We start from the raw sequence: 24,033 nt of genomic DNA, 5'->3' as shown, positions 1-24,033 counted from the left end.
TAGGCGACGCTCCTGGGCCGGGGCGCCGGGCATGGGGCCGGATGCGCTCGCCTACGCTGGGCGGATGAGCGCAACGGTCCTCACCCTCGTCGGCAAGCCCGGCTGCCATCTCTGCGACGACGCGCGCGAGGTGGTGACGCAGGTGCTCGGGGGCCTCGACGCGACGCGTGCCGCGGAGGTGACGCTCGAGGAGCGCAGCATCCTCGACGACCGGGCGCTCGCCGACCGGTACTCGGAGGAGATCCCCGTGCTCCTCATCGACGGGCGCGTGCACAACTACTGGCGCATCGACGCCGACCGGCTGCGGCGGGCGCTCGACGCGCGCTGACCCGACGCGCGCCGACCCGGCACCCCGCCCGCGGATAGGGTCGGAGCATGACCCTCCGCCACGTCGTCTCCTGGAAGCTCGCCGACCGCGATCCCGCCGCCCTCGAGCGCGACGCCGCCCGCGTCACGGAGGCGCTCGGGACGCTGCCCGGCCTCGTGCCCGGCATCCGCTCGTTCCAGCTGGGGCGCGACGTCGTCGGATCCGCGCGCAGCCACGACGTCGTGCTCATCGCCGACTTCGACGACCGGGCCGGGCTCGACGCGTACGACGCGCACCCCGAGCACCAGCGCGTCGCCGCCCTCGTGCGCAGCCTGGTGGCCTCCGCGGCATCGGTCGACTTCGAGGTCTGACGTCAGCGGCGACGAGGGCGCGGGCGGCCGCACGGCACCGGCGCCCGGGCCCGCTCCCCGACGGCGCGTGACGCTCGCGCAGGTCGCGGAGCGCGCCGGCGTCTCGCGCTCCGCGGTGTCCTTCGCGCTCACCGGGCGGACCGACCAGCGGCTCTCGACGGAGACGATCGCGCGGATCCAGCACGCGGCCGCGGAGCTCGGCTACCGCCCGAACATGACCGCCCGGACGCTGCGCACCGGCCGCTCGGGCACCGTGGCGCTCGTCTCGGACTTCGTCAGCAGCACGTCGCACGCGAACTCGATGGTGCGCGGCGCGCTCGACGCGCTGCGGGAGCGCGACACGATCCTCTTCACCGTGGACACGCAGGGCGACGACCGGCAGGAGGAGCAGCTGCTCGAGAGCCTGCTCGGCCGGACCATCGACGGCGTGCTCTACGCGTCGATGTTCACGCGCGTCGTGCGGACGCCCGCGCTGCTCGACCAGGTGCCGCACGTGCTGCTCAACTGCGTGCCGGACACCGGCGTCGCCCAGGCCGTGGTGCCGGACGAGGAGGCCGCGGGATCCGACGCCGCCCGGGCGCTCCTCGACCACGGGCACCTCGACCGGATCTGGTTCGTCGGCAGCTTCCCCGCCGGCGTGACCGGCGGATCGCCCTGGCGCGGATGGGCGCCGGTCGCGCTCGCGGAGCGGCTGGCGGGCGTCCGACGCGCGCTCGCCGACGCGGGGGCGGTGCTCGCCGGCGTGCAGGAGGTGGCGCACGACTGGGACATCGACGACGGGCGCGACGCCGTCGCCCGGCTGCTGTCGACGGGAGCGCGCCCGAGCGCCCTGGTCTGCGCGAACGACCCCATCGCCGCGGGGGCCTACCAGGCGCTGCACCGCGCGGGGCTCCGGGTGCCGGAGGACGTGTCCGTGGTCGCGTTCGACGGCAGCGCGATCAGCCGCGCGCTGGATCCGCCGCTCGCCTCCGTCGCGCTGCCCCAGCTCGAGCTCGGACGCCTCGCCGTCGAGCTGCTCTTCGACCGCGCCGCGGAGCCGGCTGTGCACCGCGTGCCGATGGCGCTGATCGCGGGCGGGTCGATCGGCCCGGTGCGTTGAGGCTTCTCGGGAGACGCACGGACACGAAGCGCTAGATCGTTGTAGCATCCTGTCCGCGCGTCCGGTACCCGACCGGGTCGCGATCTCTCACGCATACGAAGGAGTATGGGATGACTGCTGTCGATGGGGCCCGCACGGCCCCGAACGCCTGGTGGGTGGGCTTCGTGTGCGGCATGGCGACGTTCGTCGACGCCGCCGCCACGACGGGCGTGGGCATCGCGCTCGTGCTCTTCCTCGCGCCGCCCTCGGGAGGGCCCGGTCTGTCGGGTCCCGAGGTCGGCTACCTCACCGCCGTGCTCACCGCGGGAGTCGCGGCCGGCTCGCTCCTCGGCGGGTGGGCGGGCGACCGGTTCGGCCGGCGCCGCGTCTTCCTCGTCACGATGACGCTGATCGTCATCGGATCCGCCACGCCGTTCCTCGGCGTCTCGTCCGCGGCGCTGCTGCCCGGGATCGCGCTCATCGGCCTCGGCGTCGGCGCGGACCTGCCGGTGGCGCTCGCCACCATCTCGGAGGCGGCCACGGACCGGAACCGCGGCAAGATCCTCGTGTTCTCGAACCTGCTCGGCGGCTTCGGCATCCTCCTCGCCGTCGTCATCGGGATCGCCTTCGGCCAGGCGGGTCCCACCGGCGGCCACGTGATGTTCGGCGCGTTCGGCGTCGTCGGGCTCCTCGTGCTGCTGATGCGCGCGACCATCCCGGAGTCGGCGTCGTGGCTCGTCGCCCGGGCGGAGCGGGCGGACGGCGCGCGCACGGTGCGGGCGCAGCGCGGGCGGATCCGCGACCTCGGCCGCCCCGCCTACCGCCGCCCCTTCGTGACCCTGCTCGTGTACTACACGCTCGCCTCGCTCGCCATCAGCGTGGCGGGGAGCTTCGGCACGTACGTCGCCGTGAGCGTCGCCGGCATCCCGGTCGACGAGTACCAGTCGTGGACGATCCTCGCGATGCCGGCCGCCGTCCTCGGGGCGCTGTGGTTCATGTCGGTCGCGGACACGCGGTTCCGCATGCCGTACTTCGTGGTCGGATCCGTGGTCGTGGTGGCGTCGAACCTCATCCCGGTCGTCCTGGGGTTCAGCCTGCCGACGCTCGTGGTGTCGGTGGTGCTGTCGACCTTCGCGGGCGCGTTCTGCTTCGAGACGATCATGAAGGTCTGGACGCAGGAGTCGTTCCCGACCCTGCTCCGGTCGACCGCGCAGGGCACCGTGTACGGGGTGGCGCGCTTCGCGACGGCCGGGCTCAACGCCGTGACGCCGGCGCTCCTCGCGCTGAACCCGCAGGGCGTCTACGTCGGGGTGTCCGTGCTCGCGGCGGCGGGCTTCCTGGTCGGCTGGATCGGGTTCCGCCGCGCTCGCGGCACGGCGTTCGACGTGGAGGACGAGCAGGTGCCCGCGACCGCGTCGGTGCGGACCGTCGAGGCGGTGGCGTGAGCGGCGGCGGCGTGAGCGGCGCGGGCGTCATGCGGATCCGCCCGTTCGAGACCCGCGTGCGCGGGCTGACGTTCCGGGGCTCGCAGCACCTGCCGGAGGGCGCGGGGCCGCGGCCCACCGCGGTGCTGATGCACGGCTTCGGCGGCTCGCGCGTGGAGACGACCGGCGTGTTCGTCGCCCTCGCGCGGCGGCTCGCGGCCTCGGGGATCGGCGTGGTCGCCTACGACCGCGCGGGGCACGGCGAGAGCGACGGCGAGTTCCTCGACACCACGGTGACGGGCGACGTGGCCGACGCGCGGCGCGTGCTCGAGGCCGTGCGGGCGCTGCCGGAGGCGGATCCGGACGACGTGCACCTCGTGGGCATGAGCCTCGGCGCGGTCGTGTCGTCGGTCGTCGCGGCGGAAGAGACCGCGGCGGGGGCGCGGATCCGGTCGCTCGCGATGTGGTCGACGGCCGCCGTCTTCGTCGACGACATCCGGGCGGGCACGATCCAGGGCCGCTCGCTCGCCTCCCTCGACGCGGACGGCTGGTTCGACTTCGCCGGGATGCGCATGGGAGCCGCCATGCGCGACGACGCGCTCGGCTTCGACCCGTACGCGCGGGCGTCCGGCTACCGCGGCCCCGCGCTGCTCCTGCACGGGACGGAGGACTTCGTGCCCGTCGAGTACGCCAGGCGGTACCTGGAGCCCGAGGCGCTCGGCGACCGGGCGGAGCTCGTGGTGGTCGACGGCGCGGACCACGGCTGGGCGCAGCTCCCGCAGCGCGACGAGGTCATCGAGCGGACCGTCGCCTTCGTGCGCGCGCACGCGGCGGGCGGGCAGGTGTGAGCGCGGGCGGCACGGTCGTCGAGCTGGACGGGGGATCCGTCCGCGTCCACGGCCACCTCGGGCTCGCGCAGGTGCCGGGCGGCGTGCGGCCGATCCGGCTGCCCGAGTCCGCATGGCGCGAGTTCCCACCGGCGGGCGAGCTGCTGCGGGCGCAGGTGTCGACGGCGGCGGGGGTGCGGATCCGGTTCACGACCGAGGCCGACGAGGTGCGGCTGCGGGTGCGCTGCACGCGGATCCACTTCGACGAGCTCCCGGGGCCGCGCAACACGTTCGTCGCGGAGGTCGACGGCGCGGACCTGTCGGCGGTCGCCTCGCCCGTGGACGTCGTGCGCCGGGTCTCGTCGTCGGGCGACGCCGTCGAGGAGACGGCGGTGGGCGGCGGGGACGGGTCCGTGGTCGTGCTCGGCGGGCTCGGGCGCGGCCCGTCGACCGTGACCGTGTGGTTGCCGCAGGGGATGCTCGTGGACCTCGTCGGCATCGCCGCCGACGCGCCCGTCCGGGCCGCGGATCCGCTCGGGCTGCCGCGCTGGATCCACCACGGCAGCTCCATCAGCCACTGCGTGGAGGCGCCCGACCCCACGGGCGCGTGGCCCGTGGTCGCCGCCCGGCAGGCGGGCCTCGACCTCGTGGGCCTGGGCTTCGGCGGCCAGTGCATGCTCGACCCCTTCGTCGCGGACGCCATCGCGGCGGAGCCGGCCGACGTGATCTCGCTGAGCGTCGGCATCAACATCGTGGGCGCCCGGTCGATGGACCAGCGCACCTTCGTGCCCGCGCTGCACGGCTTCCTCGACCGGGTGCGGCGCGGCCACCCGGACACGCCGATCGTGCTCGCGTCGTCGATCCTCTGGCCGGGCAGCGAGGACGTGCCGGGGCCGCCCGGCGTCGAGTTCCGCGACGACGGATCCGTGCGCTGCTTCGCGGCGGGCGACCCCGCTGACGTGCCGCGCGGAGCGCTGACGCTGGCGGAGTCGCGCCGGCACGTGGCGCACGTCGCGCGGGTGCGGCAGGACGCGGGCGAGCGGATCGCGCACCTCGACGGCCTCGAGCTCTACGGGCCCGACGACGTGGCGCGGCACGCGCTGCCGGACGGGCTGCATCCGGATGCGGAGCTCTACGCGGAGATGGGTCGGCGCTGGGTGGCGCGCGTCTTCGCGGACGGCGGGCTGGTGCCGCGGGCGGGGCTGGGCGCCGTCGCGCGCTGAGCCGCAGGCCGCCCCGCGCACCGCCCATGCGACAGGATGGCGGGATGGGCGGAGCGGTCGAGGTCGAGCGGGTGTCGGTGGTCGTCGACGGGATCCCGCTCCTCCTGCCGACGGACCTCTCGGTCGCGGTGGGCGAGGCCGTCGCGGTCACCGGGCCCAACGGCGCCGGGAAGACGACCCTGCTGCGGGTGGTCGCCGGGCTCACCCGGCCGAGCACGGGATCCGCGCGGGTCGGCGGCCGACCGGTCGACGAACGCGACCCGGCGTTCCGGCGCGCGGTGTCCGGATCGATCGGGCACCCGCCCGTGGCGCGCGACCTCACCCTCGGCGAGCACCTCGCCGTGATCGCCGCGACCTGGGGCATGGACGCGCCGGAGGCCCGCGACCGGGCGGCCGCGCACCTCGAGCGGTGGCGGCTCGCGCCCCTCGCCCGGCGCTTCCCGCACGAGCTGTCCAGCGGCCAGTCGCAGCTGGCGGCGCTCGCGATGGCCACCGTGCGGCCCTACGACGTGCTGCTCCTCGACGAGCCCGAGCAGCGGCTCGACCCCGACCGGCTGCAGCTGGTGATCGGGATCCTCCGCGCCGAGCTCGACGCCGGCCGCACGGTCGTGCTCGCGACGCACAGCCCGACGCTCCGCGACGCCGTGGCGCAGCGGTCGATCGCGCTCGTCGGCGACGCCGCGTGAGCACGAGGCGCGCCCTCCGCACGGTCCGCTCGCTCCGGCTCGAGCGCGGCGGGGCCACGCCGATGGACCTCGCGTACACCGTGTACGCGGGCGTGCTCACGGTGCTGATCGTCGGGATCCCCGTGCTGCGGGCCATCGTGCTGGAGCTCGCGGAGCCGGCCGCGGCGGCGGCGCTCCGCGCGCACGGGCCCGCCTGGGCGGCGGCGGTCGCGGGCCTCGCCGCCCCGGCGCTCCTCGTGGCCGGCGGCGCGCGCGGCCCGGCGCTCCTGTCCCCGTTCCTCACCGCGACGCTCGCGGGCAGCGGCCTGCCGCGCGCGGCCGTCCTCGCGCGCCCGGCCGTCCGATCCGCGCTCGGGCTCGCCGCGCTCTCCGGGCTCGTGGCGTTGCTGCCCGGGCTCGCGCTGCTCGTCGCGGGCGACGCGGATCCGGGACCGGTCGCCGCGTGGACCGCGGGCGGCGCGCTGCTCGGCGTGATCCTCGCGGGCTGCTGGCTCGCGGGCCAGCGGCTGGGCCCGGGCGGCCGTGCCGTCGGGGGAGCCGTGCTGCTCGGATCCACCGTGCTCGCGGTGCTCGTGCCGACGTCGGTCGTGCCCGGGAGCGCCGTCCGCGCGCTCTTCCCCGGCACCGGCGCGTGGCCGCCCTCCTCCGGCGTCGCGACGGCGCTCGGCGCGCTCGCCGCGCTGGCCCTCGCCGCGCTCGTGGCGGCGCCCGCGCTCCTCGGCGGGCTCCGCGGATCCGACCTGCTCGCGCAGGCGCGGCGCTGGCAGACGGCCACGACCCTGGCGACCACGGGCGACCTTGCGATGGCGGCGGGCGGGTTCCGACCCGTGCCGCGGATCGGGCGCGGCTGGGGAGCCGTGCGCGGCCGGTCGACGGCGGCCCTCATCGCGCGGCGCGACGTCGTCGGCGCGCTCCGGACGCCCGTCCGCGCGGCGTCGGGGTGCCTCGGGGTCGCGGCGTCGGGCGCGCTCATCGCGGTGGCGCTCGACGGCGCCGGCGCGGGCCGGGTGATCCCCGCGCTCGCCGCGGCCGTCGTCGGGTTCCTCGCGCTCGGCGTCGGGGCCGACGGCTTCCGGCACGTCGTCGACGTCTCCTCGGCGCCGCCGCTGTACGGGATCCCGACCGGGCGGCTGCTGCTCCTCCATGCCGTGCTGCCCGCGGCGGCCGGGGTCGTGTGCGCGGTCGCGGGGGCGGGGATCGCCGTGGCCGGCGGCGCGGGCGTCGTGGCGCTCGTCGTCGCGCCGGCCGTCGCGCTGCTGCTCGTCGCGATCCGCGCGTTCGACGCGGCGAGGGGCCCGCTGCCGCTCTCCGTCATGGCGCCCGTGGTGACGCCGGCGGGCGACGCGTCCGCGCTCGTGATCGCCGCGTGGCAGGCCGACGCGCTGCTGCTGGCCGGCGGATCCGCGCTCGCCGTCGTGTCCGCGGTCGGAGCGGTCGGGCCGCTCGGGGCCGCGCTCGTCGTGCCGCTGGGTGTCGCGGTGGCGTGGCGGGCGCGCGGGCGGATCGCCGCGACGCGCGGCTAGCGGCCGACCGTCGAGCCCGGCGCGGCGGAGACCCGGTGCCGTCCGCGCAGCGTCACCGCGGCGAGGAAGCCGACCGCGAGGACGATCTCGAGGGTCCAGTAGACCGGGCTGGTGCTCTCCGCGATCACCGTGAGCCCGTAGACCCCCTCCGCGAGGAGGACGGCGCTGAGCACCGCGACGCCCGCGATCGCCCACCGGCGCGACGCGTGCCGGACGAGCGCCGCCGCGACGCCCAGGACGGGGCCGGCGACCAGCCCGATCGGGATCCACATGGAGGAGAGGGGGTCCGAGAAGAAGATCCCGCGCCAGAGGCTCACGACGCCGTACGCCTCCACCATCGCGACGAAGGAGACCGCGCCGAGCACGGCGCCGAGGAGCGGGCGCGCGCGGGAGAGCCACACCGCGACGAAGGCGAGCATGCTCCAGCCGCCCGCCGAGTTGGCGAGCGAGCCCATCCACGACGGGAGGACGCCCTGCGCCGGGCTGGTGAGGCCGCCCACGAGGAGGCTGAACACGAGGACGACCGCGGTGGCGCGGAGGCCGGCCAGCAGGTCCGCACGCGCGGACCGCGGCGCGGGCTGTCGGACGTCGCGGGCCGGGCGGGTGGCGGCGGTGCGGTCGGGAGACGCGTCGGGTCGGGTCATGGCCTCACCCTCTCCCGCGGCCGGGCGTCGGGTCGTCCTCCGCGCGGCGCATCCGCCTACGCGCGCGGATGCAGATCGCGTCAGCCGTGCGGGCGGGCCCCGTCGAGGATCCGCACGGCCTCGTCCGCCGGCACGGTCCACGTGATCGTCGCCGTCACGCGCGCGACGCCGCCGTCGGAGACGCTCGTGCTCGCGAAGTCGACCTGCACGTCGCGCACCTCCCGCGCGAGGACGGTGGCGGACTCGGTGGCGGCGAGGATCGCGTCGTCGTCGTAGGGGAGGTTGGTGAGGGCCATGTGAGTCCTTGGGTGTGCGGGTGCGGGTGCGGTCCGGAGGAGCCGGGCGCGCGCGGCGTCCCGACGAGGCGCGTCAGTCGGCGGGCTGCTCGGCGTGCGCGGCGGTGCCGGCGGGCGGCTCCGGGACCAGGTGCAGGCCGGATCCGGTGTTCGCGCTGTCCATGAGCAGATCGATCCAGGCGGGGTTGATGGCGGGCGGTCTGCTGCCCGAGAACCGGAAGTGCAGCGGCAGCTCGGGGGCGACCCACACGGTGCTCCGCCCGTCGCCCTCGGAAGCCGGGTACTTCCACGAGAACGCGAAGCTCTCCCGGCGGCGCAGCTTGTTGAGCATCACGATCTGCAGGTGCGCGAGCGCGCGGTCGTCGATGGTGGTGCGGGTGGTGCTGTCGAAGATCAGCTGGCCCATGCCCTGCCCTCCTCCATGTCCCGTCCTCAGGTCCCCGTCGAGCGCACGGATCCTGTGGATCCCGCAGCGTCGACGGCTCGGCGACCCGCGGGTGAGGGCATCGAGTGGTGCGTCAGATATTACGGCAACAGAGGAATAGTTGGCCGGGCGGGAGGCGATCCGGTCGCCCCGCGGATCACGGGCGGGCGGCCGCGTCGAGCACCGCGAGCACGGCGCGCGCCACCTCGCGCGGGGCGCGGCCGGCGGTCGCGACCTCGGCCTCGTGGACGCACGACGGCCCGACCCCCTGCGCGGGGATCGGGCCGTACGGATGGAGCGGGACCTACGGCGCGAGCCGGTTCGGTCCGCGGAAGAGGTAGGTGACCTCGCGCAGGTTCGACTGGTGCAGCAGCAGCATCAGCACGCGGTTGAGGCCCATGCCGAAGCCGCCGTGCGGGGGCACGCCGTAGCGGAAGAAGTCGAGGTACGAGCCGAGCTCCTCGGGGTCGAGGCCCTTCTCGCGGGCCTGCGCCTCGAGCACCTCGACGCGGTGCTCGCGCTGCGCGCCCGTGGTGATCTCGACGCCGTTCCAGATGAGGTCGTAGCTGTTCGTGATCGTCGGGTCCTCGGCGTTGCGCATGTGGTAGAACGGCCGGATCGTCGACGGGTAGTCGGTGAGGAACACGAACTCGTGGCCGAACTCCTCCATCACGTGCGCCGCGATCTGGCGCTCGCCCTCGGGGTCGAGGTCGTCGTCGGCGCGGTCGATCACGTGGCCGCGCTCCGCGACGATGTCCTTGGCCTCGAGCAGCGGGATCCGCGGGAACGGGATGCTCGGCACGGTCACCTCCACGTCGAACAGCTCGCGGATCTCGTCGCCGTGCTTCTCCTTCACCGCGGTGAGCGCGGCGACGATGAGCTCCTCCTGGAGGCGGGCGACGTCCTCGTGGCTCTCGATCCAGCTGATCTCGGCGTCCACCGAGGTGAACTCGGTCGCGTGGCGCGAGGTGAACGAGGGGTCGGCGCGGAACGCCGGGCCGACCTCGAACATCTTGCCGAAGCCCGCGGACTGCGCCATCTGCTTGAAGAACTGCGGGCTCTGCGCGAGGTACGCGACGCCGTCGAAGTAGTCGACCTTGAACAGCTCGGCGTTCGACTCGGAGGGCGTCGCCATGAGCTTGGGGGAGAAGACCTCGATGAAGTCGTGCTCGACCCAGTAGGTGCGCAGCGCGTGGACCAGCGTGGTCTGCACGCGGAAGATCAGCGCGTTGCGGGGGGCGCGCAGGTCGATGAAGCGCCAGTCGAGGCGCTTGTCGATGGAGGAGTCGGCCGCGATGGGCGTCTCGGGGATGGCGGCGGCCGCGACCTCGATGCCGGACAGGCCGATCTCCAGCCCGCCGAGCTTCACGCGCTCGTCGTGCTTGAGCGTACCCGTGGCGGTGAGGAAGGTACCCGCGGCGAGCCCGGAGATGGTGTCGGCGGTCGCGTCCTCGTCGCCCTGGCGCTTGTAGGTGAGCTGCACCGCGCCGGACTCGTCGCGGAGGATCACGAACTGGATCTTCTTCTGATCCCGGACGGTCTCGACCCAGCCGGAGACGGCCACGTCCCCGTCGTCGAGGGCGGCCAGGTTCTTGATGAGGGTGCGGGTAGTCACGGTCGTCGAGTCTATCCGCGCCGCCGTCGAGCCGGTCGCCCCGCGGGCCGCCTAGCCTGGTGGCACGGCCCCGCGACGGGCGGTCGCCGGCGCCCGTCGCGGCGCGACCACCGCAGGGAGACGCCATGCAGATCGACCTCAACAGCGACCTGGCCGAGTCCTTCGGCCGCTGGACCCTCGGCGACGACGACGCGATGCTCGACGTCGTCTCGAGCGCCAACGTCGCGTGCGGGTTCCACGCGGGGGATCCGCTCGTGATGCTGCACGCGCTCGAGCGCGCGGCCGTCAACGGCGTGGCCGTCGGCGCGCACGTGGCCTACCGCGACCTGCAGGGCTTCGGCCGCCGCGACCTCGACGCATCGCCCGCCGAGCTCACGGGCGACGTGCTCTACCAGCTCGCGGCGATCAGCGGCATGGCCCGCACGGTCGGCGCCCGCGTCTCCTACATCAAGCCGCACGGCGCCCTCTACAACCGCATCGCGCACGATCCGGTGCAGGCGCAGGCCGTGGTGGACGCGGTCGTGGCGCTGGATCCGACGCTGCCGGTGCTGGGGCTGCCCGGCTCCGAGATCCTCCGGCTGGCCGCCGCCGCCGGGCTGCCGACGCGCGTCGAGGCGTTCACCGACCGCGCGTACACGCCCGAGGGCGCGCTGGTGTCGCGCCGGCAGGACGGCGCGGTGATCCACGACCCGGCCGAGGTCGCGGCCCGCTCGGTGCGCATGGCGACGGAGGGGACGGTCGTCGCGATCGACGGATCCGTCGTGCGGCTCGACCCCGACTCCCTGTGCCTGCACAGCGACACCCCCGGCGCCGTGGTCCTGGCCCGCGTGGTGCGCGACGCGCTCGAGGCGGCGGGCGTGGAGATCCGGCCGGTGCCGGATGCGGCTCCCTCGTCGGACCACCGCGTCCTCCCCGCCCGCGACCGGCGCGCCCTGTGACCCTCCGGCTCCTGCCGTGCGGCGACGCCGCCGTGATGCTCGACCTCGACTCCCTGGACGAGGTCCTGCGCCTGCAGCCGGTGCTCGACGCGACGCGGCCGCGCGGCGTCGTCGACATCGTGCCGGGCGCGCGCAGCATCCTCGTCACGGTGGATCCGCACGTGCTGCCGCTCGCCGCCGCCCGCTCCTGGGCGCTCGCCGCGACGCCCGCCGAGGAGGCCGGCGCGCGCGGCGGCGCGCCCGTCGAGATCGACGTGGTCTACGACGGCGAGGACCTCGCGGACGTGGCCGCGCTCCTCGGCATCGGGGTCCGCGAGGTGGTGGAGCGCCACACGTCCGGCGTCTGGACGGTCGCGTTCGGCGGCTTCGCGCCCGGCTTCGGCTACCTCGCCGGCGTGCCCGGCCTCGAGGTGCCGCGACGTGCGTCGCCCCGGCCGCGCGTCCCGGCGGGCGCCGTCGCGCTCGCGGGCGAGTTCAGCGGGATCTACCCGCGCGCCTCGCCGGGCGGCTGGCAGCTCATCGGCACCACGCGGGCCGTGCTGTGGGATCCGGGGCGCGAGCCGGCGGCGCTCCTGCAGCCCGGATCCGCCGTGCGCTTCCGCGAGGTGACGGCGTGAGCGACGCCGTGGCCGGACGACGCGGCCGACGCGCGACGCCCGCCGCCGCGGCCGGCCTCGTGGTCGAGCGGACCGGCCCGCTCATGCTCGTGCAGGACGCCGGCCGGCCCGGCCACGGCGGCATCGGCGTCTCGCCGTCCGGCGCCCTGGATCCGCGCGCCCTCGCCGACGCCAACCTCCTCGTCGGCAACGACCCCGGCGCGGCGGGCCTCGAGATCGTGCTCGGGGGCGCGGTGCTGCGGGCGACCTCCGCGGTGTGGGTCGCGGTGACCGGCGCGGTCGGGCCGCTCGTGCGCACGACGGGTCGGGCGTCGCGTCCGGCGCCGTACGCGGCGGCCGTGCTGCTCGACGCCGGCGACGCCCTCGAGATCGGCACGGCCGTCGCGGGCGTCCGGTGGTACGTGGCGGTGCGCGGCGGCGTCGACGTCGCGCCCGTCCTCGGCTCGCGCGCCACAGACCTGCTGTCGGGTGTCGGCCCTGCGCCCGTCGCGGTCGGCGACGTGCTGCCCGTCGGATCCGCGCCCGCCCGCCCGGTGCCCCCGATCGACGCGCTCGCCGTGTCCGCGCCCGCCGACGGCGATGTGGTCCTCCGCGCGTCGCCCGGACCGCGCCTCGACTGGTTCGTCGATGGATCCTGGGCCGCGCTCCTCGACCGCGCGTGGGAGGTGACCGCCGAGGCCGACCGCGTGGGAGTGCGCCTCGACGGCGAGCCGCTCGCGCGGCGGATCCCCGGCGAGCTGCCCAGCGAGGGCGTCGTCACGGGGGCGCTCCAGGTGCCGCCCTCCGGCCGCCCGATCCTGTTCCTCGCCGACCACCCGATGACGGGCGGCTACCCGGTGATCGGCGTGGTCGCCCGCGACGACGTGCGCCTCGCCGCGCAGCTGCGCCCCGGCCAGCGCGTCCGCTTCGTGTGAGCGGACGCCCCGACCGGGGCGCGGGAGGTGCGGCGCAGGGGCGCCTCGGGGATCAGTAGCGGCCGGTGCCGTACATCTGCATCGTCGAGGTGAAGGCCTCCACGAACTTGACGATGGAGATGAAGGCGACGATCACGTTGAGCCCGACCCAGAGCCAGATCGGTGACAGCGCGTTCGCGGGCGCACCCTCGATGCGCCGGCGGACGATGATGGAACGCCCGATCAGGTAGACGCCGCCGACGACGGGGATGAACGCCCACGCCCAGTGGAAGGGGCGCGCGATGCCGCGACGCGTGAGGTCGCGCCAGTCGACGTACGCGAGCGCGACGGATCCGCCCCACACGAGGAAGCTCACGAGCTGCGCCACGACGTAGCCGACGCTGAGACCGAGGTCGGGCGACACGGCGCCACGGCCGTACTGCATGGGGGTCATGGTCTGCCGGAGGTCGAGGCCCAGGATCGAGATGAGCGAGATGACCGGCAGCGCGGCGAGCACCCAGATCGCCCAGGTGAACGGCGGCGTCGCCGCCGGCACCTGCGGGGGAGGGGTGGGCGCGGCGTACTGCTGCGGCGTGTACCCGGCCTGCGCGTACGGCTGCTGGGCGTAGGGCTGCTGGGCGGAGGGCTGCTGCGGGTGCGCCTGGCCGGGAGCCTGCTGCCCGTACGCGGGCGGCGCGGCGGCGGGTGCTGCCGGCGCCTCCGGGGCGACGTGGCCGGACGCGGGAGCGGCGGCGAGCTCCGCCGAGGCCGGACCGGCCGAGGCTGCGGCCGCCGCCGGCGCGTCCGCCAGGTGGTCGGTCCAGCGCGTGCCGTCCCACCAGCGGAGGCGGTCGGATCCCGCGGGATCCGCGTACCAGCCCGCGGGCGTGGAGGGTGTTCCGGTCGAGTCAGTCACGAGGTGCTCCTAGGGGTGGTGCGGGAGTGAGGCGGACGCGTCGGACGCGCCGGGGCGCGGACGTCAAGACGTCAGACTACCCACGTCGCGCTGGGCCCGGGCCGTCCCGCGCGACCGCTCTCATGAGGCGTCGAGCCGCCGGGCCAGGTACGGCGCCGTGCGGCTCCCGGCCGTGTCGGCGACCTCCCGCGGGGTGCCCTGCGCGACGATCCGCCCGCCCTGGTCGCCGCCGGAGGGCCCGAGGTCGATGACGCGGTCGGCGTCCGCCACGACGTCCATCTCGTGCTCCACCACGACCACCGTGTTGCCCGCGTCCACGAGCCCCTGCAGCTGGCGGAGGAGGAGCACGACGTCGGCCGGGTGCAGGCCCGTCGTCGGCTCGTCGAGCAGGTAGAGGGTGTGGCCGCGCGGCGCCCGCTGCAGCTCGGTGGCCAGCTTGATCCGCTGCGCCTCGCCTCCCGAGAGCTCGGTCGCGGGCTGGCCGAGCCGCAGGTACCCGAGCCCGACGTCGCGCAGGGTCGCGAGGGCGCGCGCGGCGAGGGGCACGTCGGCGAGGAAGCCGTGCGCCTCGTCGACCGTCATCGCGAGCACGTCCGCGATGGACCGGCCGCGGTACTCGATCTCGAGCGTCCCGGGTTCGTAGCGGGCGCCGTGGCATGTGGGGCAGGGCCCGTAGGAGCCCGGGAGGAAGAGGAGCTCGACGGTCACGGATCCCTCGCCCTGGCACGTCTCGCAGCGCCCGCCGGCGACGTTGAAGGAGAACCGCCCGGCGCCGTAGCCGCGGGCGCGCGCCTCGTCCGTGGCGGCGTAGGTGCGCCGGACCGCGTCGAACAGCCCCGTGTAGGTGGCGAGCGTCGAGCGCGGCGTGCGGCCGATCGGGCGCTGGTCCACCGACACGAGCCGGTCGACGGCGTCGGCCCCCTCGACCCGGGCGATCCGCGCGGGTCCCGACGCGTCGTCGTCGCCGTCCGCCGCGTCCGCCTCCTCGACGACCACGCGGTCGGGCGCGAGCGAGGCCCGCAGCAGGTCGGGCAGCACGCGGCTCACGAGCGTCGACTTGCCGGATCCCGAGACGCCCGTCACCGCCACCATCACGCCGAGCGGGATCTCCACGTCGAGGTCCACGAGGTTGTGCAGCGTCACGCCCGTCGCCCGGATGCTCCCGGACGGCGTGCGCGGCGTGCGGTCCGCCCGCGGCGGGGCGAGGTCGGGGAAGAGGTGGGGCCGGGTCGCCGACGCCTCCACCTCGCGGAGCCCATCGACGGGACCGCTGTAGACCACGGATCCGCCCGCCTGCCCCGCGCCGGGCCCCACGTCCACGATCCAGTCGGCCCGCCGCACGACGTCCATGTCGTGCTCGACCACGAACACCGAGTTCCCGGAGTCGCGCAGCTGCTCGAGCACCTCGAGCAGCGGCTCGGCGTCGGCCGGGTGCAGCCCCGCCGACGGCTCGTCGAGCACGTACACGACGCCGAAGAGACCGGACCGCAGCTGCGTCGCGAGCCGCAGCCGCTGCATCTCGCCGGGGGAGAGCGTGGTGGTGACGCGACCGAGGCTGAGGTAGCCGAGCCCGAGGTCCACCAGCACGGCGAGGCGCGCGACGAGGTCGGTCGTGATGGTCACGGCCACGTCGCCCATGCCGTCCGTCGGCGCGATGGCCGTCGCGAGGTCGGCGAGCGTCAGCGCGTTGAGCGCCTGGATGCTGCGGCCCGCGAAGGTCACGGCCAGCGCCTCGGGCGTGAGCCCGCTGCCGCCGCACCGCTCGCACGTCCCCGAGACCATGTGCGCGAGCGCCGCCTCGCGCAGGCGCGGGCTCGCGGAGTCGGCGAGCGTGTGCAGCACGTAGGAGCGCGCGCTCCAGAACCGCCCGTTGTAGGGCTTCGCCACCCGGTCGCGCTGCGGCGTGATCTGCACCACCGGCTGCTCCTCGGTGAAGAGGATCCAGTCCCTCGCCTCCCGCGGCAGCTCCCGCCACGGCACGTCCACGTCGTACCCGAGCGCGATGACGATGTCGCGCAGGTTCTTGCCCTGCCAGGCGCCCGGCCACGCGGCGACGGCGCCGTCGCGGATCGAGAGCGACGGATCCGGCACGAGGGAGTCCTCGGTCACGGTGTGCGCGACCCCGAGGCCGTGGCACACCGGGCACGCGCCCGCTGCGGTGTTGGGGGAGAAGGCGTCGGAGTCGAGCCGCCCCTGGCCCGCGGGATACGTCCCGGCGCGCGACATCAGCATCCGCAGCGAGTTGGAGAGCGTGGTCACGGTGCCGACGGTCGAGCGCGTGCTCGGCGCTCCGCGGCGCTGCTGGAGGGCCACCGCGGGCGGGAGGCCGGTGATGCTCTCGACGTGCGGGGTCTGCTCCTGGCGGATCAGCCGGCGCGCGTACGGCGCGACCGACTCGAAGAACCGGCGTTGCGCCTCCGCGTAGACGGTCCCGAACGCGAGCGACGACTTGCCGGATCCCGAGACGCCCGTGAAGGCGACGATCCGGTCCCGGGGGATGTCGACGTCCACGTCACGGAGCGTGTTCTCGGACGCCCCGCGCACCCGGACGAAGCCGTCGGCGCGGTCGTCGGGTGCGGATGCGGGCGGGTGGATCGAGGAGGAAGGCACCTGCTCGACCCTAGGCCCGCTCGCACGCGGCCGTCGGGTCGGTGCGGTCGCCGCTCGGAGGTGCTAGCGGGTGCCGGGGCGGGCGGGCTCGACCCTCCGCCCCGGCCGGACGGATCAGCCGAGCGCGCCGCGCGCCTCCGGGAGCGTCGGGAAGTCGCCGACGTCGCGGCCGAGCCGGTCGGTGACGTGGAAGCCCTCGCCCCACCGCTCCTCGCTCATGCCGGCGAACTCGTCGCCGCGCCGGGCGACCCAGAGGCCCGCCGCGACGGGGGACCAGCTGATGCCGGGCATGTCGGTCTGACCGGGTGACGTCTGCGTGAGAGCCATCTGTCCTCCTTCTCCGCGGCTCGTCGTCGAGCCTGCGCTGTGTCATCGGCGACGGGGATGCGCGCCGCGATGCCCTGGTGGGTGGACTCCGAATGTATGCGCACTAACGACTAGTGGGCGTTCTTCCGGGCGGATCCGGAGCTTCGCGGTCGCCGCCGGGCATCCGGCCGGGCGTCCACGACGGAGGGCCGCCCGCGCGATGCGGACGGCCCTCGGTCGTGCTGCGGCGGATCAGCCGCGGATGTACGTCTCGAGCTCCGGGATGCGGAGCTTCGCGAGCACCTTCTTCTCGATCTGGCGCACGCGCTCGCGCGTCACCCCGAGCTGCTGGCTGACGAAGGCGAGCGAGCGCGGCTCGAGGCCCGCGAGGCCGAAGCGCATCCGCACGACCTCGGCGTCGCGGTCCGCGAGCCCGTCGATGAGGCGCGTGACGTGCGCCGCCATGAGCTGCTGCGTCACCACGTCGATGGGCTGCGTGACGTCGGCGTCCTCGATGAGGTCGGCCATCTCGGTGTCGCCGTCGCCGCCGCTGCCGCCCACGAGGACCTGGAGCGACATGGGCTCCTGCGCGCGGTCGAGCAGGTAGCGCACCTTGGTGACGGGCGTGTCCGACTCGCGCGCGATCTCCTCCATGGAGGGGTCCCGGCCGAGCTCCACCGCCAGCTCGCGCTGCACGGCGTTGATCCGGTTGATGTGCTCGACCGTGTGCACGGGGATCCGGATGGTGCGGCTCGTGTCGGCCATGCCGCGGGTGATCGACTGCTTGATCCACCACGACGCGTAGGTCGAGAACTTGAAGCCCGCCTGGTAGTCGAACTTCTCGACGGCCCGCACGAGGCCCATGTTGCCCTCCTGGATGAGGTCCAGGAACGGCAGGCCGCGGCCCGTGTAGCGCTTGGCGATGCTGACGACGAGGCGCAGGTTCGCGTTGACGAGGTGCTGCTTGGCGCGCATCCCGTCCTGGGCGAGGGTCTGGTACTCGCGGCGCTCGGACGGGGTGAGGTCGGTGCGGGTGTCGAGCACCTCCTTCGACAGCACGCCCACCTCGATGCGGCGGGCGACGGTGACCTCCTGCTCGGCGGTGAGCAGGGGCACGCGGCCGATCTGGCGGAGGTAGTCCTTGACGGCGTCCGTGCTCGCGCCCGGCGTGACGAGCGAGGGCTCGGGGAGGTCGGAGTCCGCGTACGGATCGACCGGACCGACGGACTCGACCTGGTCGAGGGCGGCGTCGGAGGTGGTGTCTGCGGCCGTGGGCCGGGTCGGTGTCATCGTCATGGTGCCCGTTCCTTCCGTGCCGTCGCGGACGGCATCGTCATGCGGGCCCGCGTCCGTTCGACGGGGGTCTCTGCGAGGTCCCGTGATCTACGGGGCTCTCGCCGGGAGGCCGGGTCACGACCTCGAGCACCTAACTTAGCGCGCGATTCCTTTGGGGCCCAAACGTTCGTATACGCACGTAACATCCGGTCGGCACCGGTCCCGAGAGGCCGGCCCCCACCGGTGCACCCGATCGTATTGCGGACGAACGATTAGCGCAGGGGGTTGCGCCGGATCCTCGGCGGTTGTACATCCGCACGACACCTACACTTGACGGGTGGTCGCCTCACGAATCCATCTCGTCCGTCATGGCGAGGTGCACAACCCGCACGGGATCCTCTACGGACGGATCCCGGGGTACGGCCTCTCCGAGCTCGGCCATCGCATGGCGGACGCCGCGGCGCGCACGCTCGAGGAGTCGGGCGCTCCCGTCAACCGCGTCATCGCCTCGCCCCTGCAGCGCGCGCAGGAGTCCGCCGCCCCCTGGGCCGAGCGCTTCGCCCTCGAGGTCGCCACCGACGAGCGCGTCATCGAGCCCACCAACCGCTTCGAGGGATCCCGCTTCCCCTCGCCCGCGCGCATCGCGCGCTCGCCGCGCCTCTGGCCGCTGGTCGTCGACCCGGTGAAGCCCAGCTGGGGCGAGTCGTACCGCTCCATCGCCGCGCGCATGGCGGAGGCCGTCAAGGCGGCGTACCGCTCCGTGCCCGACGGCGACGTCGTCATCGTCAGCCACCAGCTGCCCATCTGGATGGTCCACCTCTCCCTCGCGGGCGAGCGCCTCTTCCACGATCCCCGCCAGCGGCGCTGCGCCCTGTCGAGCATCACGACGGTGGAGCGCGTCGGCGACCGGTTCGTCGAGACGGGCTACATCGACGCGGCGGCCGGGCTCGCCGCCGACGCCGTCGACCAGGGGGCGGTGTGATGCCGGGCGTCCCCCGTCGCAGCGTCCTCGCCGCCGCCGCATCCGGCGTGCTGGCCGTCATCGCCCTCTCGGGCTGCGCCGAGGATCCGCTCGCCGCCGAGTTCAAGGCCGGCGACAACAAGCGGTACATCGCCGGCGACGGCACGTTCACCGAGATCGCGCTCGCCGACCGCGCGGCTCCCGTCGACTTCTCCGGCACCCTGTCGGACGGCACGGAGATCACCGCGGCCGACTACCGCGGATCCGTCACGGTCCTCAACTTCTGGTACGCCGAGTGCCCGCCCTGCCGCCTCGAGGCGAAGGACCTGCAGGCCGCGAGCGAGGAGCACGCGGCCGACGGCGTCAAGTTCCTCGGCGTGAACACCCGCGACCAGCGGCCGAACGTCGACTCGTTCGACAAGACGTACGGCATCACCTACCCGTCCGTCCTCGACGTCGAGGACACCTCCATGCAGCTCGCGTTCGCCGGCACCATCGCGCCGAACGCCGTGCCCGCGACGCTCGTGCTCGACCGCCAGGGTCGGGTGGCCTCGCGCGTGCTCGGGCAGATCGACCCCGGGGTGCTCCGCACGCTGGTGAAGGACACCGTCGCCGAGGCGGCGGGGTAGGTGGACCAGATCCAGAGCGTCCTCTCCGGCCAGCTCCTCGTCGCGGTGCCGCTCGCGCTGCTCGCGGGCCTGGTCTCGTTCGCGTCGCCCTGCGTGCTGCCGCTCGTGCCCGGCTACCTCGGGTACATCGGCGGCATGGCCGAGGCGAGGGGCGGATCCGCGACGCGTCGCCGCCTGCTCATCGGCACGGCGCTCTTCGTGCTCGGCTTCTCCGCCGTCTTCATCGTCACGACGCTCGTCTCCGCCACGGCCGGGTTCTGGCTCCTGCGCTGGCAGGACGTCATCACGCGGATCCTCGGCGTCGTCCTCATCGTGATGGGGCTCGTCTTCACCGGCCGGCTCGGCTTCCTCCAGCGGCAGGTGAAGAGCTCCTGGCGCCCGGCGACCGGGCTCGCGGGGGCGCCGCTGCTCGGCGTCGTCTTCGGCATCGGCTGGGCGCCCTGCATCGGCCCGACCCTCGCCGTCGTCATCTCCATGAGCCTCACCTCGGCCGACGCGGGCCGCGGCGTGCTGCTCGGGGTCGCCTACTGCGTCGGGCTCGGCGTGCCGTTCCTCCTCGTGGCCCTCGGCCTCGGCTGGATGACGCGCACCGTCGGGTTCCTCCGCCGCCACATCCGCACCGTCAACCTCGTCGGGGGAGCGCTGCTGGTCATCACCGGCGTGCTCATGGTCTCGGGCCTCTGGTCGGCGTGGATGCTCCAGCTCCAGGGGGTGATCGCCACGTATGTCCCGGCCATCTGATCACGTCGACTCCCCGCGGCAGGCGCCGCGCCCGTCGTCCGCCGACGGCGCCATCGTCCAGCCCAAGCTCGGCTTCGTCGGCACGCTGCGCTGGTTCTGGCGGCAGCTCACGAGCATGCGCACGGCGCTGTTCCTGCTGCTGCTGCTCGCGTTCGCGGCGATCCCCGGATCCCTCGTGCCGCAGCGCACCTCCGACCCGAACGGCGTCACGCAGTTCCGCACGGACAACCCCGACCTGTACCCGATCCTCGACAAGCTCCAGGTGTTCGACACCTACAGCTCGGTCTGGTTCTCCTCCATCTACCTGCTGCTGTTCATCAGCCTCATCGGCTGCGTCGTGCCGCGCGCCAAGCACCACTTCGACGCGCTCCGCCAGGCGCCGCCCAAGACGCCCGCGCGGCTCTCGCGCCTCGCCGGGTACACGACGCGCACCACCACGGCGGATCCGGTCGACGCGATCCGCCAGGCCCGCGCGCTGCTCAAGCGCCAGCGGTACCGCACGGTGCTCGTCGACGACGCGTCGGCCGCGGGCGGCGTGCTCTCCGTCTCGGCGGAGCGCGGCTACCTGCGCGAGACCGGCAACCTCGTCTTCCACTCCGCGCTCGTCGGGATCCTCATCACGGTCGGCATCGGCGGCGGCTTCGGCTACTCCGGGCAGAAGGTGCTCGTGGAGGGCCAGTCGTTCGTCAACACGCTGTCGACGTTCGACTCGTTCAACCCGGGCCGGTTCTTCGACGACTCGTCGCTCACCCCGTACCGCGTCAAGCTGAACGCGCTGCACGTGCAGTACGAGCAGCAGAACCCGAACGCCATCGGCCAGCCGCTCGACTTCACGGCCGACGTGACGGCGGACGTGCCGGGCGGCCAGCCGCAGGACCGCGAGGTGAAGGTCAACGACCCCCTCGCGATCGGCGGCACCGACATGTACCTCCTCGGCAACGGCTACGCGCCGCACGTGACGGTGCGGGATCCCCAGGGCAACAGCGTCTACAGCGCCGACGTGCCGTTCCTCCCGCAGGACGCGAAGCTCAAGTCGCTCGGCGTCGTAAAGGTGCCGGACGGCCTGAGCGAGCAGGTGGGCATGATCGGCTTCTTCTATCCCACGCTCGACGACTCCCGGACCCCGTTCACGTCGTCGTATCCCGACCTCGACAACCCGGTCCTGACCCTGAACGTCTACACCGGCGACCTCGGCATCGACCAGGGCGTGCCGACATCGGTCTACACGCTCGACGTCAACGACCTCACGCAGCTCACGGGCGGGCAGACCGGGGTCCAGGGCGTCCGCCTCTCCCCGGGCCAGACCGCCGACCTGCCCGACGGGCTCGGCACCGTGAGCCTCGACGCCGTGCCGCGCTTCGTCTCGTTCGACGTGCACCACGACCCGACGCAGCGCTGGGTGCTGCTGTTCGCGGTCCTCGTGCTCGGCGGCCTGCTCACGTCCCTCTTCGTGCCGCGCCGGCGCGTGTGGGTCAAGGCGGTGCCGCAGGCCGACGGATCCACCACCCTCGAGTACGCGGGCCTGGCCCGCGGCGAGGACCCCACGCTGGAGGCCGCCGTCGCGGCCCTGGCCTCCACGCACGCGGCCGGCCTCCGGCCTCCCGCGGTGTCAGATGCAGAAGTTAGGCTCCACTCGTGAACACGGCCATGCTCGACGACGTCTCCCTCATCGCGCTCCTCGTCGCGATGGGGCTCTACGCGGCCGCGTTCATCGCGTTCGCCCTCGACCTCGCGCGGCGCTCCGCGCTCGTGGCGGACGCTGCCACCGCCGCGGCCCGCCAGCCCTCCGCCGTCGGGGCCACCTCCGCGCGTCGGGGCGGCACGGCCACGCTGGAGCGCGAGCCGGCCGCGTCGAGCGGAGACGGCGATCGCAACGCCACCGGGCCGGACGCGCCCGTGGCCGCCGGCCGCTCCCTGAGCCTCAACGTCGCCATGGTCCTGCTCAGCGTCGGCTTCGTCGCGCACGCCGTCGCCACCGTGCTCCGCGGCATCGCGGCCTCGCGGGTCCCGTGGGCGAACATGTACGAGTTCGCGATGACGGGCACGCTCCTCATCCTCAGCGTGTACCTCATCGTGCTCACGCGCCGCGACCTGCGCTTCCTGGGCACCTTCGTCACCGGGCTCATCCTCATCCTGCTGGGCATCGCCGTGGTGCAGTACCGCGTAGAGGTGGCGCCGCTGCCGCCGTCGCTGCAGTCGTACTGGCTCGTGATCCACGTCTTCGTCGCGGCGCTCGGCACGGGCTTCTTCGCCCTGGCCTTCGCGCTCTCGGGCGTGCAGCTGCTGCAGTTCCGGCGGGAGTCCCTCGCCGCGGACGCGCAGGCCGCCAAGATGCGCTTCCTCGCGACCCTGCCCGACTCGGTCACGCTCGAGTCGATGGCCTACCGCCTCAACATCGTGGGCTTCATCTTCTGGACCTTCACGCTCATGGCCGGCGCCGTCTGGGCGGAGCGGGCGTGGGGCCGGTACTGGGGGTGGGACACCAAGGAGGTCTGGACCTTCATCATCTGGGTGCTCTACGCCGGGTACATCCACGCGCGGGCCACGCGCGGCTGGCGCGGGTCGCGCTCCGCGTGGCTGGCCGTCATCGGGTTCTCCGCCGTCATGTTCAACTTCGGCATCGTGAACGTGTTCTTCAAGGGGCTGCACACCTACAGCGGTCTGTAGGCCTCCGGGCTCGGCCCGGCCGGCGCCCGCGTCAGCCGCGGGCGAGCACGGCGTGCGTGCGGCGGATCCGGTCGAGCCACCAGTCGCGGCGCTCCGCCCCGGCGACGTGATCCTCGAGCAGCCGGGTGTCGGGCGACACGCGGCGCACGGGGATCCTGCCGTCCACCGGCACGAGCGGCTCCGCCACGACGTCCTCGACGAAGAGCGAGACCGTGCCGAGGCCGCAGTCATGCGGCAGGTCGGGGATCGCCGCGGCGAGGTGCGCGGCCATGGCGATCCCGACGCTCGTGTCGAGCGCGCTGGAGACCACCACGGGGAGGCCCGCCTCCTCCGTGATCCGCAGCGCGCGGTGGATCCCGCCGAGCGGCTGCGCCTTGACCACCAGCAGGTCCGCGGCGCCGGCACGAGCGACCCGCAGCGGGTCCTCGGCCTTGCGCACGCTCTCGTCGGCGGCGACGGGCACGCCCAGGTGGCGGATCCGCCCGCGCAGCTCGGCGAGCTCCTCCACCGACGCGCACGGCTGCTCCACGTACTCCAGGTCGTGCTCGGCGAGGGCGTGGATCGCGTGCTCGGCCTCGTCGACGTTCCACGCGGCGTTGGCGTCGACGCGCACCCGCCCTTCCGGCCCGAGGAGGCGGCGCACCTCGGCGACGCGCGCCACGTCGTCCGCGAGCGTCGTGCCGCGCTCGGCGACCTTGACCTTCGCGGTGCGGCACCCGGGGAACCGGGCCAGCACCTCGGCGACGCGGGCGGCCTCGACGGCCGGGATCGTCGCGTTCACGAGCACGTGGTCGCGCAGGGGAGCGGGTGGCTCCGTCCAGCCGAAGTCGATCGCGGCCGCGAGCCAGGCGGCGGACTCGGCGTCGTCGTACTCGACGAACGGCGAGAACTCCGTCCAGCCGAGCGGGCCCTCGATCAGCACCGCCTCGCGCACGTCGAGGCCGCGGAAGCGCGTGCGGAGCGGGAGGGCGACGACGCGGGCGGTGGCGAGGAGGTCGTCCAGGGCGGGGAGCATGGATCCAGCCTCGCACCCGCGGGCGCCCGCGGGTGCGCCGCCTAGGC

General features: G+C 74.5%; 25 protein-coding genes. 16 read left to right on the top strand and 9 right to left on the bottom strand.

Annotated elements, in window-relative coordinates; all coding sequences use genetic code 11:
* Positions 1–64 precede the first annotated feature (64 nt).
* From ITJ44_RS06755 to ITJ44_RS06720, 8 genes are all read left to right on the top strand, one after another.
* Entirely contained in the window at positions 65–328 is a 264-nt protein-coding gene (locus ITJ44_RS06755; RefSeq protein ID WP_194633937.1) for a glutaredoxin family protein, read from the top strand.
* A gap of 47 nt (positions 329–375) precedes the next feature.
* Positions 376–678, top strand: coding sequence for a Dabb family protein (locus ITJ44_RS06750; protein ID WP_194633936.1), 303 nt, complete (start codon positions 376–378; stop codon positions 676–678).
* 67 nt (positions 679–745) lie between these two features.
* Entirely contained in the window at positions 746–1,777 is a 1,032-nt protein-coding gene (locus ITJ44_RS06745; protein ID WP_194633935.1) for a LacI family DNA-binding transcriptional regulator, read from the top strand.
* Between the two features lie 110 nt (positions 1,778–1,887).
* A complete protein-coding gene (locus ITJ44_RS06740) occupies positions 1,888–3,201 on the top strand; it encodes an MFS transporter (protein WP_194633934.1) in 1,314 nt (437 codons plus the stop codon).
* Complete coding sequence (locus ITJ44_RS06735; RefSeq protein ID WP_370551632.1) at positions 3,198–4,028, top strand: alpha/beta hydrolase family protein; 831 nt, start codon at positions 3,198–3,200, stop codon at positions 4,026–4,028. Before ITJ44_RS06740 ends, ITJ44_RS06735 begins: the two co-directional genes overlap by 4 nt.
* Positions 4,025–5,230, top strand: coding sequence for a GDSL-type esterase/lipase family protein (locus ITJ44_RS06730; RefSeq protein ID WP_194633933.1), 1,206 nt, complete (start codon positions 4,025–4,027; stop codon positions 5,228–5,230). The genes ITJ44_RS06735 and ITJ44_RS06730 overlap by 4 nt, the downstream gene beginning before the upstream one ends.
* Before the next feature lie 44 nt (positions 5,231–5,274).
* Positions 5,275–5,916, top strand: a complete 642-nt coding sequence (locus ITJ44_RS06725) for an ATP-binding cassette domain-containing protein (protein WP_194633932.1) — start codon at positions 5,275–5,277, stop codon at positions 5,914–5,916.
* Positions 5,913–7,439: a hypothetical protein gene (locus ITJ44_RS06720; RefSeq protein WP_194633931.1), complete on the top strand. Its 1,527-nt coding sequence runs from the start codon at positions 5,913–5,915 to the stop codon at positions 7,437–7,439. Before ITJ44_RS06725 ends, ITJ44_RS06720 begins: the two co-directional genes overlap by 4 nt.
* Here ITJ44_RS06720 and ITJ44_RS06715 read toward each other — a convergent pair.
* From ITJ44_RS06715 to aspS, 4 genes are all read right to left on the bottom strand, one after another.
* The gene (locus ITJ44_RS06715) at positions 7,436–8,083 is read right to left on the bottom strand and encodes a DUF6518 family protein (RefSeq protein ID WP_194633930.1); all 648 of its coding nucleotides are present in this window, start codon (positions 8,081–8,083) and stop codon (positions 7,436–7,438) included. The genes ITJ44_RS06720 and ITJ44_RS06715 overlap by 4 nt on opposite strands.
* An 80-nt stretch (positions 8,084–8,163) precedes the next feature.
* Positions 8,164–8,379: a hypothetical protein gene (locus ITJ44_RS06710; RefSeq protein WP_194633929.1), complete on the bottom strand. Its 216-nt coding sequence runs from the start codon at positions 8,377–8,379 to the stop codon at positions 8,164–8,166.
* A gap of 73 nt (positions 8,380–8,452) precedes the next feature.
* Entirely contained in the window at positions 8,453–8,785 is a 333-nt protein-coding gene (locus ITJ44_RS06705; protein ID WP_194633928.1) for an ATP-dependent DNA ligase, read from the bottom strand.
* A 322-nt stretch (positions 8,786–9,107) separates the two neighbouring features.
* Positions 9,108–10,418, bottom strand: coding sequence for an aspartate--tRNA(Asn) ligase (gene aspS / locus ITJ44_RS06700; protein WP_194633927.1), 1,311 nt, complete (start codon positions 10,416–10,418; stop codon positions 9,108–9,110).
* 125 nt (positions 10,419–10,543) lie between these two features.
* Here aspS and ITJ44_RS06695 point away from each other — a divergent pair, with 125 nt between their 5' ends.
* The 3 genes from ITJ44_RS06695 to ITJ44_RS06685 are packed head-to-tail and all read left to right on the top strand — an operon-like array spanning position 10,544 to position 12,887.
* Positions 10,544–11,356 (top strand): LamB/YcsF family protein, encoded by an 813-nt coding sequence (locus tag ITJ44_RS06695; RefSeq protein ID WP_194633926.1) that lies wholly within the window; start codon positions 10,544–10,546, stop codon positions 11,354–11,356.
* Positions 11,353–11,973 (top strand): allophanate hydrolase subunit 1, encoded by a 621-nt coding sequence (locus tag ITJ44_RS06690; RefSeq protein ID WP_194633925.1) that lies wholly within the window; start codon positions 11,353–11,355, stop codon positions 11,971–11,973. The genes ITJ44_RS06695 and ITJ44_RS06690 overlap by 4 nt, the downstream gene beginning before the upstream one ends.
* A complete protein-coding gene (locus ITJ44_RS06685) occupies positions 11,970–12,887 on the top strand; it encodes a biotin-dependent carboxyltransferase family protein (protein WP_194633924.1) in 918 nt (305 codons plus the stop codon). Before ITJ44_RS06690 ends, ITJ44_RS06685 begins: the two co-directional genes overlap by 4 nt.
* 52 nt (positions 12,888–12,939) lie before the next feature.
* Here the strand turns inward: ITJ44_RS06685 and ITJ44_RS06680 are convergent, their stop codons facing one another.
* The 4 genes from ITJ44_RS06680 to ITJ44_RS06665 all read right to left on the bottom strand — a co-directional run bounded on the left by ITJ44_RS06680 (position 12,940) and on the right by ITJ44_RS06665 (position 17,994).
* Positions 12,940–13,782 (bottom strand): DUF2510 domain-containing protein, encoded by an 843-nt coding sequence (locus ITJ44_RS06680; protein WP_194633923.1) that lies wholly within the window; start codon positions 13,780–13,782, stop codon positions 12,940–12,942.
* A gap of 120 nt (positions 13,783–13,902) precedes the next feature.
* A complete protein-coding gene (locus ITJ44_RS06675) occupies positions 13,903–16,392 on the bottom strand; it encodes an excinuclease ABC subunit UvrA (protein ID WP_194633922.1) in 2,490 nt (829 codons plus the stop codon).
* Positions 16,393–16,506: 114 nt separating this feature from the next.
* Complete coding sequence (locus tag ITJ44_RS06670; protein ID WP_194633921.1) at positions 16,507–16,719, bottom strand: hypothetical protein; 213 nt, start codon at positions 16,717–16,719, stop codon at positions 16,507–16,509.
* Positions 16,720–16,950: 231 nt separating this feature from the next.
* Positions 16,951–17,994: a sigma-70 family RNA polymerase sigma factor gene (locus tag ITJ44_RS06665; RefSeq protein ID WP_194633920.1), complete on the bottom strand. Its 1,044-nt coding sequence runs from the start codon at positions 17,992–17,994 to the stop codon at positions 16,951–16,953.
* A gap of 316 nt (positions 17,995–18,310) precedes the next feature.
* Between ITJ44_RS06665 and ITJ44_RS06660 the strand changes: the two genes are divergently transcribed.
* Genes ITJ44_RS06660 through ccsB form a run of 5 tightly spaced genes read left to right on the top strand, consistent with a single transcriptional unit; the run spans position 18,311 to position 22,971 of the window.
* Positions 18,311–18,955, top strand: a complete 645-nt coding sequence (locus ITJ44_RS06660; protein ID WP_194633919.1) for a histidine phosphatase family protein — start codon at positions 18,311–18,313, stop codon at positions 18,953–18,955.
* Positions 18,955–19,563, top strand: a complete 609-nt coding sequence (locus ITJ44_RS06655; protein WP_194633918.1) for a TlpA disulfide reductase family protein — start codon at positions 18,955–18,957, stop codon at positions 19,561–19,563. Before ITJ44_RS06660 ends, ITJ44_RS06655 begins: the two co-directional genes overlap by 1 nt.
* Entirely contained in the window at positions 19,564–20,304 is a 741-nt protein-coding gene (locus tag ITJ44_RS06650) for a cytochrome c biogenesis protein CcdA (RefSeq protein ID WP_194633917.1), read from the top strand.
* The gene (locus ITJ44_RS06645; RefSeq protein ID WP_194633916.1) at positions 20,288–21,943 is read left to right on the top strand and encodes a cytochrome c biogenesis protein ResB; all 1,656 of its coding nucleotides are present in this window, start codon (positions 20,288–20,290) and stop codon (positions 21,941–21,943) included. The genes ITJ44_RS06650 and ITJ44_RS06645 overlap by 17 nt, the downstream gene beginning before the upstream one ends.
* Positions 21,940–22,971 carry a c-type cytochrome biogenesis protein CcsB gene (gene ccsB, locus ITJ44_RS06640; RefSeq protein WP_370551631.1) on the top strand — a complete coding sequence of 344 codons (1,032 nt, stop codon included), beginning with the start codon at positions 21,940–21,942 and terminating at the stop codon, positions 22,969–22,971. Before ITJ44_RS06645 ends, ccsB begins: the two co-directional genes overlap by 4 nt.
* Before the next feature lie 31 nt (positions 22,972–23,002).
* Here ccsB and ITJ44_RS06635 read toward each other — a convergent pair whose 3' ends face one another.
* On the bottom strand, positions 23,003–23,986 hold the full coding sequence (locus tag ITJ44_RS06635) for an o-succinylbenzoate synthase (RefSeq protein WP_194633915.1): 984 nt from the start codon (positions 23,984–23,986) through the stop codon (positions 23,003–23,005).
* Positions 23,987–24,033: the final 47 nt, after the last annotated feature.

The sequence above is a fragment of the Clavibacter sp. VKM Ac-2873 genome (assembly GCF_015351075.1).
Classification (GTDB): Bacteria; Actinomycetota; Actinomycetes; order Actinomycetales; family Microbacteriaceae; genus Clavibacter.
Note: the sequence above shows the minus strand (reverse complement) of the source record. Positions and strands in the feature narration are given on the sequence as shown.

Excerpts from the sequence above, each read along its gene's own strand:
- ITJ44_RS06755 (WP_194633937.1), top strand. The coding sequence starts at position 65 with ATGAGCGCAACGGTCCTCACCCTCGTCGGCAAGCCCGGCTGCCATCTC.
- ITJ44_RS06750 (WP_194633936.1), top strand. The coding sequence starts at position 376 with ATGACCCTCCGCCACGTCGTCTCCTGGAAGCTCGCCGACCGCGATCCC.
- ITJ44_RS06740 (WP_194633934.1), top strand. The coding sequence starts at position 1,888 with ATGACTGCTGTCGATGGGGCCCGCACGGCCCCGAACGCCTGGTGGGTG.
- ITJ44_RS06725 (WP_194633932.1), top strand. The coding sequence starts at position 5,275 with ATGGGCGGAGCGGTCGAGGTCGAGCGGGTGTCGGTGGTCGTCGACGGG.
- ITJ44_RS06715 (WP_194633930.1), bottom strand. The coding sequence starts at position 8,083 with ATGACCCGACCCGACGCGTCTCCCGACCGCACCGCCGCCACCCGCCCG.
- ITJ44_RS06710 (WP_194633929.1), bottom strand. The coding sequence starts at position 8,379 with ATGGCCCTCACCAACCTCCCCTACGACGACGACGCGATCCTCGCCGCC.
- ITJ44_RS06705 (WP_194633928.1), bottom strand. The coding sequence starts at position 8,785 with ATGGGCCAGCTGATCTTCGACAGCACCACCCGCACCACCATCGACGAC.
- ITJ44_RS06695 (WP_194633926.1), top strand. The coding sequence starts at position 10,544 with ATGCAGATCGACCTCAACAGCGACCTGGCCGAGTCCTTCGGCCGCTGG.
- ITJ44_RS06670 (WP_194633921.1), bottom strand. The coding sequence starts at position 16,719 with ATGGCTCTCACGCAGACGTCACCCGGTCAGACCGACATGCCCGGCATC.
- ITJ44_RS06665 (WP_194633920.1), bottom strand. The coding sequence starts at position 17,994 with ATGACGATGACACCGACCCGGCCCACGGCCGCAGACACCACCTCCGAC.
- ITJ44_RS06655 (WP_194633918.1), top strand. The coding sequence starts at position 18,955 with ATGCCGGGCGTCCCCCGTCGCAGCGTCCTCGCCGCCGCCGCATCCGGC.
- ITJ44_RS06645 (WP_194633916.1), top strand. The coding sequence starts at position 20,288 with ATGTCCCGGCCATCTGATCACGTCGACTCCCCGCGGCAGGCGCCGCGC.
- ITJ44_RS06635 (WP_194633915.1), bottom strand. The coding sequence starts at position 23,986 with ATGCTCCCCGCCCTGGACGACCTCCTCGCCACCGCCCGCGTCGTCGCC.